Here is a 9,794-nt window from a genome sequence, read left to right on the forward strand (position 1 = left end):
TAGTATGTTTTTAAATAGTGATTCGTCTGTCGTCCAGCGAATGAGTGCGTATTATACGCTGTTTAAATTTAATGTCAAGCGGTTTTTTCAAAATTTTTAAAGTTTTTAAAGTTTTTTATGATGTTGTTTTGACATCATTTTTATCAACTTTAAGTTATTTTTAAGTTATTGAAAGTAAACAAGTTTTTGATTAGCTTGTCTGCCTGAGTGGTGCGTATTATACAGGATAGTTTTGGGTTGTAAAGTCTTTTTGTAGTAATTTTTTAAAAATATTTATAAGTTATTGATTTTTATAAATATTTAGCCCCTTGTCTTAACATCAATCAGCTCAATCTCAAACACCAAATCCGAATTGGGCGGAATCTTACCCACCGCACGCTCGCCATAGCCCAAAAAAGCAGGAACAATGAGCCGTCTTTTTCCGCCAACTCTCATCGGCTCGCACGCTGGCAAATCCACGCTTATACCCCATTTGGCAAGCAGTTTTTCGCCAATCTCGCTCCCCAATACGCCTAAATCCCAACCCTTAATCACACGCCCCGTGCCAATCACAGTCTCAAAGACTTGCCCACGATGGTGCGAGCTGTCAAACACCGTACCGTCCGCCAAATAGCCTGTATAATGGGCGGTAATTAACGCTCCGCGTTCGGCAGGTTTGCCATCGCCTACGACAAGGTCGGTAATGCTAAAATCGGTCATTGTAATTCCTTAATAAGCTCAAATCTAGGTAAGGTCTTGCCGTCAATCGTTACGCTTTCACAAAACATCGCCAAAGGTCGCACCCATACGCCATAATCGCCATATAAGGCACGATAAACAACCAGCCATTCTTCGGTTTCAGAATGGCGGGCGGTGTGTAGGACTTGATAAAGATTGCCTTTATAATGGCGGTAGATGCCTTGCTTTATTTCATTGAGAACTAGGAGCATTTTTCTGAAGCCAATTTTTGGTTATTGTGTGTAGAAATGGCATTAATTGTAATGTTTTGGTTTTCTAGACCGTACAGTGCTTGCAAATGATCGCAGTAAAAAATCAATGCCAATGTTGTTTCGTGCTTATTTTGACTATTGATTTCCAAAATTAAAGTTTTGGGGTTTTTCCAATAGGCTTTTTGCACATTCTTTTCAGAATTAACAATATATTCGCTTGCTTGCTGGCGATTTTCATCAACAGGTTTATTTGTGCAAGCCGTCAATAAACAACCAACAAGCATTACCACTAAAATCTCAATCTTGCAATTCATTACAACACACTCACCCTAGCATAAGCCTTCTTCCCTGCCTGTACCACCACCGTTTGCCCTTTTTCTATGGCAAAATCCGCCCCAACGACAGCACCGTCCACTTTAACCGAACCGTTTTTTAGAGCGTCTTTGGCTTGGGCGGAGTTTTTGACCAATCCTGCTTGATTTAATAGCTGGGCGATAAAGAGTTTATCCCCATCAATGCTTAGCGTAACTTCTGGCAAATCAATCGGCAACTCACCGTCCGCCAAGCGATTGCCCGCCGATTTATGGGCGTTTTCCGCACTTTCTTTGTCGTGGAATCGTTCAATCAGTTCATACGCAAGGATTTTTTTGATTTCTTGTGGATTGCGACCGTTTGCCATTTCATCAAGCAGAGCGTTCACTTCATTCATTGGCTTAAAGCTTAAAAGCTCAAAATAGCGAGCGATGAGCGTGTCGGGCATGGATAGGATTTTTTGGTACATCACGCCCGCAGGCTCGTCAATGCCGATGTAGTTGCCAAGCGATTTGGACATTTTTTGTACACCGTCCAAGCCTTCCAAAAGAGGCATGGTCAGACACACCTGTGGCTCTTTGCCATAGCGTCCTTGTAGAGTACGCCCCATCAGCACGTTAAAGGTCTGGTCAGTTCCGCCAATTTCCACATCGGCTTCCATGGCAATGCTGTCATAGCCTTGCACAAGGGGGTACAAAAATTCGTGAATGGCGATTGGGGTTTGGCTGTTGTAGCGTTTTGAAAAGTCATCACGTTCAAGCATACGAGACACAGTAAGCTGGCTGGCGAGCTGTATCATGTCCACTGCACTCATTTTGGAAAACCAATCAGAGTTAAACATAATGGTCGTTTTGTCTTTGTCTAGGATTTTAAAGACTTGCTTGGCGTAAGTTTCAGCATTTGCCTTGACCTGCTCTTCGGATAGGGGCGGACGAGTTGCGTTTTTGCCAGACGGGTCGCCAATGCGGGCGGTGTAGTCGCCGATAAGAAACAGCACTTCATGCCCCAATTCTTGAAAGGCACGCAGTTTGTTAAGCACGACTGTATGCCCAAAATGCAGGTCAGGGGCGGTGGGGTCCATACCGAGTTTGATACGCAAGGGGCGACCTTTGGCGAGTTTTTTTAACAAATCTTCTTCGGAATAAATCTCAACCACGCCACGCTTTAAAAGTTCAAGTTGTTCTTGGGGGGATTTGAATTGGGTCATTTGATATTACCTTTTTTGTAAAAATATCCTATTCTAACATAAATTTTTATAAAAAAATAAAAAATAGCCATACAAGCGTACGGCTATTTTTGGAGTAAAAATTAACGCACTTTTTTTACTGATTTGACTTTGCAGTCTTTATATAAAATATTGCTGGCTGGGTCTTGAATGGTGTCCACGCCTACTTTGTGATAATTTGCCAAAGTAATGGCGGACGCTCCCAAGCTAAAATTGTTGTCATCACCAAAGCGTGTACCAACGCTGTCTGAGTGAGCAAGGTTAATCGGCATAAAGCGAGATTTGCCATTTAAAGTTGCCTGTGCGTAAGTAGGCTGTTTTTGCTTGTTAAAGCCGTAGGTAACTTTAATGGATTTTTTGCCTTGGCATTGGTAGGTAACTTGGCGTTTGTTCACGGCAGATTCATCAGCAGTGCGTGCGTCCATCAAATCGTCAGCGTGGGCAACACCCATTGTAGCAACAAGAGCAAAAACAGAAGAAATAACTTTAAGTTTCATAATAATGCCTTATAAAATAAATTCGTAAAAATTAACACAAGTTAAGTTTTTTTAAACATCATCTTTTGCTTAACTTGTGGTGCTATTATAATGCAATTAAAGTAGATTGGTATAATAATTTGGTAAAGAATTATTATCAGCTGTTAAGGATTGATGTTCTGTTAATTGGTTTTGAAATTTTTGGTTACAACTTAAATGAGATTTGGGCATTTATGTTAAAGTGTATGAAAATATGCTAAAATTTAATCCGTTTTTATCTTGGAATAATCGCAATGACCGCCGATTTTGATGATTTTTTAGACAAACTTGCCGTCCACGACTCCCAATGCAATATGTTAGACAACAGCCAAGACGGACTGTACATCGGCATGATGAGCGGTACAAGCCTTGATGCCCTTGATGTGGTGCTGTGCCAATTTGATGATACTGACGGTTTTTTAAAGGTGGACTTGGTTGCCACCCACAGCAAGGCTTTCCCAAAAGAACTCCATCAAATCCTAACTGCCCTTTGCACACCAAACGGCACAAATGCCCTAGCACAAGGCGAGTTTGAAAAGTTTAGTGAGCTTGATTTTTGGGGTTTGGCAAGTCGGCTCTATGGCGAATTATCAGCTCAGGCGGTAATGGAACTCCTTGAAAAAGCTGGCATTTTGCCCGATGAAGTCATCGCCATTGGCATACACGGGCAGACCGTCCGCCACCGTCCTGAATGGCGGTTTAGTTTGCAACTGCTTGACCCCAACATTCTTGCCGAGCGGACAGGCATTACGGTGGTGTCAGATTTTCGCAGACGAGATATGGCGGTGGGCGGTCAAGGAGCTCCCTTAGTGCCCGCCTTTCACAGGGCGGTGTTTGGCTGGGGTGTTGTCGTTTTAAATTTGGGTGGGATTGCCAACATCACGGTACTAAATGCCAATTTGGACGAGCAGGTTATCGGCTATGATACGGGTGTGGCAAATCTCTTGATGGACGGTTGGACGGCTCGCCATTTGGGGCAATCTTATGATAAAAATGGCGACTGGGCAAGGGGCGGTAAGATTGACGTGCCTTTGATAGATGAGTTGTTAAAACACCCATTTTTAAGCCAGTCCGCCCCCAAATCCACAGGGCGAGAGGAGTTTAATTTGGACTGGTTGGACAGCATTTTAACAAACTTTGACACTTCTCCCCAAGATGTACAAGCCACCTTATGCGAATTTACCGCCTTGACCGCAGGGTGTGAGATTGGTAAATTTGACAAACAAATCGATCACTTATATGTGTGTGGCGGTGGGGCATACAATGGCTATTTACTGGAACGCTTACAAGTGCATTTAGCAAATTGGCAAATCAATACCACCGAAGTGGTGGGCATTAGCCCTACTTGGGTGGAAAGTGCGTGTTTTGCGTGGCTGGCTCGTCAGACCATCTTGGGGCAACCTGCCAATCTGCCAAGCGTTACAGGGGCGGATAAAGAAGTGGTTCTTGGGACGGTGTGTTTTGGGTAGGATTTACAAGAAGTTTAAAATAAACAGGTAATTTACCAACACCCATTTTATATCAATACAGTTTAATATTTTAGGAAATGATTATGTCAAAAATATCATTATTGTCTTTTATCATCGCCAGCGTCTTATGTCAGTCATGCAGTGCCGAAACCCAAAACGCCATCTCCCAACAATTATCCACCTTAGGCGATACTGCCAGCACTTATAAAAATAATGCCGTGAGTTATTTTGCCAATAAATTTAATGATGATTTTGAATATAATCCCACACACGACAATAACACCATTGTCAGCGATGAAGTGGTGATTAGTGATGATGATTTGTGGGTAAGCTATGGCGAAAATGACGAGATAAATACCCATGATGAATTTGTTAATATCGTGGCGGTGGGCGATATTATGATAGGTTCATCATTTCCAAATGTTGGATTTTTACCGCCTAATGATGGTCGTGATAGTTTTAAATATGTCAAACCTTATTTAAAGGGTGATGTGGTTTTTGGAAATTTGGAGGGCGTATTATTAGATGAAGGCAATTCCACCAAATGCCCAAATGCCCCCACCATCGACCCTGAGACAGGTCAGTCCAAACCCATGACCTGCTATGCCTTTCGTATGCCAACCCGCTACGCCAAAATCATCAAGGATGCTGGGTTTAATGTGTTAAGTCTTGCCAATAACCACACAGGCGACTTTGGCGACATCGGACGTAACAGCACCAAAGCCACGCTTGCCGATGTCGGTATTTATTATGCAGGTCTTTTATCCAAACCCGCCACCACCTTTACCAAAAATGGCGTAAAATACGGCATGGTCGCCTTTGCCCCAAACATCGGTACGCTCTCTATCAATGACTTAGAAACCGCCAAAAAATATGTCAAAGAACTTGACAAAAAAGTGGATATTGTCATCGTCTCTTTTCATGGCGGAGCAGAGGGAGCGGAGCATACCCGAGTACCCAAAACGACTGAGATGTATTTAAATGAAAATCGGGGCGATGTTTATAAATTCTCACACAGTTTGATTGATATGGGGGCGGATATTGTCATCGGGCATGGCCCTAATATTACCCGAGCGGTGGAAGTTTATCAAGACCGATTTATCGCATATAGTTTGGGTAATTTTAATACTTATGGGGCATTTAATGTGCGTGGCTTAAATGGCATTGCTCCCATTATTAATGTAACCATGCAAAAAGATGGTAAATTTGTTTCGGCTGATGTTGTTTCGATTTATCAAACCAAAGAACATGGGCTTAGAATTGACAAGCAAAATCGTGCCTTTGGCGAATTAAAACGCTTAACCGAACTTGATTTTCCTAATAGCGGATTAAAGTTTAGTAATAATAAAATCACAAGGTAAATTCTTAGACATACCATCAAACTTCAACATTACCAACATTGGTTTTGAGGCAAATAAAAGCTAAATGGTGTGTTATACTCACAGAACCCAAAAACTGCCACAAGCTGTAAGGTGCGTAATACGCACCGCTTTGGGCTAGATCTATTAATGGTGCGTGGTACGCACCTTACACTCGAAATCAACTTTATGGTAATTTTGAAGTTCTTAGGGTATATATACTTTACGATTTGTGATAATGGTAATAACAAAGGGCGAAAAATTCGCCCCATTTTATTGCCGTCTTTGGAGTAGATAAACCCCCATGCCCGCACTAATGATAATCGGCAACAGTGCCATAAAAAACGGGGAGAACCCTGTCGCGAGTGCCACAAACCCTGTCAAATCGGTCAAATAACTAAACAAAAGCCCTGTCAATAACGCCATGACAATGCGAAGTCCCAAGCCCTGCGAACGCAACGACCCAAACACAAAGGACGACGCCACCAGCACCAATGACAACACGGCAAAGGGCGATAAGAGTTTTTGCCAAAAGGCGACTTCATGGCGTAACGAGCGTTTGCCTTGATGACTCATGAGCTGATGATGAGCATACAGGTCGGTCAAAGACAAATCTTCGGCCTCTTTGGTCAAAAGATGAACATCACTCGGGGCAAGGGGCAGTGATAAGGTCTTGTGCATATCAAAACTGCGAGAGACGCCCGTATCGCCCACGGTCAGCTGTGCCACGTCAGTCAGTTGCCACTGATAATCATCGCCTACCTGCTCATGGAACACGCCACTGCCTGCACGGGTCGCCCCCGTGAGATTCGCCCCTTTGTCCAGATAGTAGCGTTTGGTTGCCCCCAGTTTGCCATCCGAGTCGGCATAGCTGATATAGACAATCTCCTGCCCTTGCTCGGTGTCATTCACCGCCCAATAGCCATTGACCGTAAATAGCTTTTTATTGGGCAAATGATTGGCAACTTGTGAGGCTTTGTCATTGGTGGTAGGCAAAACAAACTGATTAACCGCCAGCGAAATCATCACAAACAAAAACGCAGGTAACATCGCATAACCAATGATGCGATACACGCTGATTCCGCCCGCTCGCATGACCACAAGCTCACTATTGCCTGCCAACAAACCCAGTCCCACCACTGCCCCAAGGAGTGCCCCCGTGGGGATAAACTGCACCAAAAAATAAGGCGAGCGGTACATGATGTAAGCAAGTGCGTCCTTAAAAGTATAAGTGTCGGACAAATTTTCAAGCTCCGACAGATACGCAAACACCATTTGTAGTAGCCACAGCCCCACCACCGCTCCCATCATGGCAAACAGTGCCGCGCGGATGACATAACGGGGCAAAATCCATGCTTTCATGATACCCCCCGCTCTGATTGCTGATGACCTTGGCGACTGATGCGATTTCGGCGAAGCTGTGCCATGATACGGCCATGATAATTTAGATACAAGGCAAAAGCGATGAACAACACCAATGCCACAGGATAGATGTACACGCCAATCTTGCCCTTGGCAATGCTCTCTTTTAGGGAAATCAAAATCAGCACGTTCGCCACAAATACAAAAATCGCAGGAATGAGTTTGAGCCATCTGCCTTGACGGGGTCGCACGGTCGCAAGCGGTGTGGCAAGCAGCACAGCGATAATCATCAAAAACGGCAACGACAAACGATAACCGAGCTCGGCACGCACCTGCTGTGGGCTAAACGTGCTGTTTTTTAGGGTTATCTCGCCTTGCACCCCACGCACACTCAAAAGCTCACCTGTGGCAATGCCTTCTATCTTCATCGGGCGTCCTTGACTCTCGCTTTTGCCCGTCAGATGAATGCGATATCGCCCAAAGCCCACTTGGCTGTACTGACGACTGGCGGTATCCACTTCATACCGCCGACCTTCGTGCAAGTCAAGCACCACCGAACCATCATGCGAGGCGGTTGGCACTTGGGTTGCGGATTTGGCTAGGATAATGGTGTCTTTGTCAGATAGTAGCTGGCTTGGGATTTTGCTCGTGTCTAGGTTGTCAGCGTGTAGCGGGTCGCCCTGCTCTATGGCGGTCTGCGTGGTCGGTGTGTTGGTATGCTCTGCTTGCTTGCCATCATTCATCTGAATGACGATGACATCTTTTAAAAATTCACGCTCATCGCCCACTTCACCCACATACAGATGATAGTCGCCACTGCTGATGAACTCTTTGGTGCGAATTAAATCAAAAATCTCCACCACTGATTGTTCTTGCCAAATGTTGGTGGCACGCCCCACCCCCCACGGCTTACCAACGAGCGTAATAAAACCCTGCACCACAAACACCACAAGCACAAGCGGTATCAGCCATCTTGATACCATGCCACGACTTATCCCACCTGCGTTTAGTACCGCCATCTCATGGTCGGCATAGAGTCGCCCAAATACCAGCATAAGCCCAATAAAAAAGGACAAAGGAAAAATCAATTCCAAAAAATAAGGCAAATTATAGCCGATGAGTGTCCACAGCACCCCGACATCCAGCCCCCCTTCGGCAGCCATGCCAAAATAACGTATCAAGCGACCACCCAAAAGCATGACCACCAAAAACCCCAGTACAAGGGCGGTGGTCGTGGCAACTTGGCGTATCATGTATCGGCGTAAAATCACGGTACTAGACTGATGATAAAAATGCATTATTATAGCAAATTTTCATGGGTTTTGCTAAAAATAACGACAAGTGTTTAAAACACAAACCCCAAAGTTTTTTTGCTTTGGGGGTTTAGGCTGACTTCATTTATATGCATTTTAATCTATCAAAAACAATCAGCAGGCACAAACACACTCCCCACCATCAGCCGTCTTGCCGAACGACTCATAGATACTTTACGAGCCACCCATTTGCCATTTACGCATTCAGACTGTCCACCCACCGTGAGTGTCCCTGACGGGTGTCCAAAACACACTTCCGATAAGGCTTGTCCGCCCGCCACTTCATTGACAATCGTCCCAACAATCGTCCCTGCCGTGCCAATCGCCACGCTTGCCGTCCCCATCATTGCGTGGTGCAGTTGCCCCATACTCATCGCCCACACAAGTAGGTCAATGTCATCAGCTTTGACGGTTTTGCCACTGGATGCGACATAGTCGGTAGGCGGTGCAACCCAAGCGATTTTGGGCGTGTGCTGACGGCTGACCGCCTCACTCACATCATCAATTAAGCCCATTTTGACCGCACCGTAAGCACGGATTTTTTCTAATTTGGCGAGAATTTCGCCATTCGTGTTAATGTCGGCTTGCTTTTCTGTGCCTGAAAGCCCAAGCTCGTGAGCGTACAAAAATATCGTGGGAATGCCTGCGTTAATCATCGTTACGGTAAAGTCGCCCACATCAGGCACGACAAGCGTATCAGTCAAATTACCTGTGGGGAACATCTCGCCCGTGTCGTCCACAGGGTCAATAAATTCAATTTTAATCTCGCTGGCAGGGAAAGTTACGCCGTCCAGCTCAAAATCGCCCGTTTCTACCACCGCTCCGTCCTTGATGGGTACATAAGCAATAATGGTTTTACCGATATTTTGCTGATAAATTTTGACGGTGCAAATGCCGTTTTCTGGGATTTTATCCTTAGAAATCAATCCATTAAAAATCGCAAAACTGCCCACCGCCCCTGTCAAATTGCCACAGTTGCCTGACCAGTCAATCATCGCCTTATCAATCGCTACCTGCCCAAACAGATAATTGACATCGTGTGTGCCATCCGTTGCTGGTGAGATAATCGCCACTTTGGAAGTGCTTGATGAGCCGCCCCCTAGCCCGTCAATTTGCTTGCAGTAGGGGTCTGGACTGCCAACCACTCGGAGCAAAAATGCGTCTCGTGCCTGCCCTGCTACTTGGCAAGGCTTGGGTAAATCCGCCAAATTAAAAAAGTGCCTTTTGAAGTACCGCCACGCATATAAGTGGCGGGGATTGGGGTTTGCATTATTAAGTTCCTTTTGGTGTGTGTAGCAACTGTATCCCTTA

The 9,794-nt window shown here is 45.0% G+C and carries 10 protein-coding genes and 1 pseudogene; 3 read left to right on the top strand and 8 right to left on the bottom strand.

The genetic code is table 11. The features are described from left to right. Positions 1-300: 300 nt before the first annotated feature. The 5 genes from B5J93_RS06460 to B5J93_RS06480 form a co-directional block, all read right to left on the bottom strand. Positions 301-699, bottom strand: a complete 399-nt coding sequence (locus B5J93_RS06460; protein WP_079325640.1) for an FKBP-type peptidyl-prolyl cis-trans isomerase — start codon at positions 697-699, stop codon at positions 301-303. After that, on the bottom strand, positions 696-929 hold the full coding sequence (locus tag B5J93_RS06465) for a DUF1653 domain-containing protein (RefSeq protein ID WP_079325641.1): 234 nt from the start codon (positions 927-929) through the stop codon (positions 696-698). Before B5J93_RS06465 ends, B5J93_RS06460 begins: the two co-directional genes overlap by 4 nt. Next, positions 920-1,243 (bottom strand): hypothetical protein, encoded by a 324-nt coding sequence (locus B5J93_RS06470; RefSeq protein WP_079325642.1) that lies wholly within the window; start codon positions 1,241-1,243, stop codon positions 920-922. The genes B5J93_RS06465 and B5J93_RS06470 overlap by 10 nt, the downstream gene beginning before the upstream one ends. Beyond that, a complete protein-coding gene (gene tyrS / locus B5J93_RS06475; RefSeq protein WP_079325643.1) occupies positions 1,243-2,448 on the bottom strand; it encodes a tyrosine--tRNA ligase in 1,206 nt (401 codons plus the stop codon). The genes B5J93_RS06470 and tyrS overlap by 1 nt, the downstream gene beginning before the upstream one ends. 101 nt (positions 2,449-2,549) lie before the next feature. Further along, positions 2,550-2,963: an ACP-like domain-containing protein gene (locus B5J93_RS06480; protein WP_079325644.1), complete on the bottom strand. Its 414-nt coding sequence runs from the start codon at positions 2,961-2,963 to the stop codon at positions 2,550-2,552. Positions 2,964-3,235: 272 nt separating this feature from the next. Here B5J93_RS06480 and B5J93_RS06485 point away from each other — a divergent pair, with 272 nt between their 5' ends. The 3 genes from B5J93_RS06485 to B5J93_RS13320 all read left to right on the top strand — a co-directional run bounded on the left by B5J93_RS06485 (position 3,236) and on the right by B5J93_RS13320 (position 6,102). Then, positions 3,236-4,450 carry an anhydro-N-acetylmuramic acid kinase gene (locus B5J93_RS06485; protein WP_228144889.1) on the top strand — a complete coding sequence of 405 codons (1,215 nt, stop codon included), beginning with the start codon at positions 3,236-3,238 and terminating at the stop codon, positions 4,448-4,450. A gap of 83 nt (positions 4,451-4,533) precedes the next feature. Beyond that, positions 4,534-5,811 (top strand): CapA family protein, encoded by a 1,278-nt coding sequence (locus tag B5J93_RS06490; protein WP_079325646.1) that lies wholly within the window; start codon positions 4,534-4,536, stop codon positions 5,809-5,811. A 69-nt stretch (positions 5,812-5,880) separates the two neighbouring features. Next, entirely contained in the window at positions 5,881-6,102 is a 222-nt protein-coding gene (locus B5J93_RS13320) for a hypothetical protein (RefSeq protein ID WP_143823499.1), read from the top strand. Here B5J93_RS13320 and lptG read toward each other — a convergent pair. The 3 genes and pseudogenes from lptG to prpF form a co-directional block, all read right to left on the bottom strand. Then, the gene (gene lptG, locus B5J93_RS06495; protein WP_079325647.1) at positions 6,082-7,170 is read right to left on the bottom strand and encodes an LPS export ABC transporter permease LptG; all 1,089 of its coding nucleotides are present in this window, start codon (positions 7,168-7,170) and stop codon (positions 6,082-6,084) included. The two genes, B5J93_RS13320 and lptG, sit on opposite strands and share 21 nt — an antisense overlap. Next, the gene (locus B5J93_RS06500) at positions 7,167-8,468 is read right to left on the bottom strand and encodes an LPS export ABC transporter permease LptF (protein WP_115237028.1); all 1,302 of its coding nucleotides are present in this window, start codon (positions 8,466-8,468) and stop codon (positions 7,167-7,169) included. The genes lptG and B5J93_RS06500 overlap by 4 nt, the downstream gene beginning before the upstream one ends. Positions 8,469-8,587: 119 nt before the next feature. After that, a pseudogene (prpF, locus tag B5J93_RS06505) lies at positions 8,588-9,753 on the bottom strand (2-methylaconitate cis-trans isomerase PrpF). Positions 9,754-9,794: the final 41 nt, after the last annotated feature.

It is taken from the genome of Moraxella equi, assembly GCF_002027555.1.
In the GTDB taxonomy this organism is placed as follows: domain Bacteria; phylum Pseudomonadota; class Gammaproteobacteria; order Pseudomonadales; family Moraxellaceae; genus Moraxella; species Moraxella equi.